Source organism: Pseudomonas sp. Larv2_ips (genome assembly GCF_963879675.1).
Classification (GTDB): domain Bacteria; phylum Pseudomonadota; class Gammaproteobacteria; order Pseudomonadales; family Pseudomonadaceae; genus Aquipseudomonas.
The window spans coordinates 651,278-651,950 of the sequence record NZ_CAWOAW010000031.1; the positions used below are offsets into that span (position 1 = coordinate 651,278).

Below are 673 nucleotides of genomic sequence, written 5' to 3' on the forward strand. Positions count from 1 at the left end.
GATCACCGACTCGATCGACACCACCACCGTTACCCTGACGGCGGATCCATCGGTCGTTGAAGGCGGCAACATTACTTACACCGCTACGCTGACTAACCCGGCGCAAACTGCGGTGACTGTGACGCTTTCGAATGGTCAGACCATCGTCATCGAAGCCGGTAAATCTGCTGGTTCGGTGGTTTTCGAAACCCCAGCCAACGACGTCTATAACAACGGCTCGACCGTCAATACGACGATCACCAACGCCACTGGCGGCAACTTCGAGAACCTGGCGACCAACCCAGCTCCAGCGGTGACCACCATCACCGACTCGATCGATACCACAACCGTCACTCTGACGGCGGATCCATCGGTCGTTGAAGGCGGCAACATCACCTACACCGCGACGCTGACCAACCCGGCGCAAACTCCGGTCACCGTGACGCTGAGCAATGGCCAGACCATCGTTATCGAAGCGGGTAAATCTGCCGGCTCGGTGGTTTTCGAAACTCCAGCCAACGACGTCTACAACAACGGTTCGACCGTCAATACGACGATCACCAACGCCACTGGCGGTAACTTCGAGAATCTGGCGACCAACCCTACGCCAGCGACCACCACCATCACCGACTCGATCGATACCACAACCGTCACCCTGACGGCGGACCCATCGGTCGTTGAAGGCGGCAACATC

1 protein-coding gene is annotated in these 673 nt (G+C 58.1%); it reads left to right on the top strand.

Features of this window, described 5'->3' with window-relative positions; genetic code table 11:
- On the top strand, window positions 1–673 hold a 673-nt coding region (locus AACV02_RS31050), incomplete at both ends, for an immunoglobulin-like domain-containing protein (protein WP_218568293.1).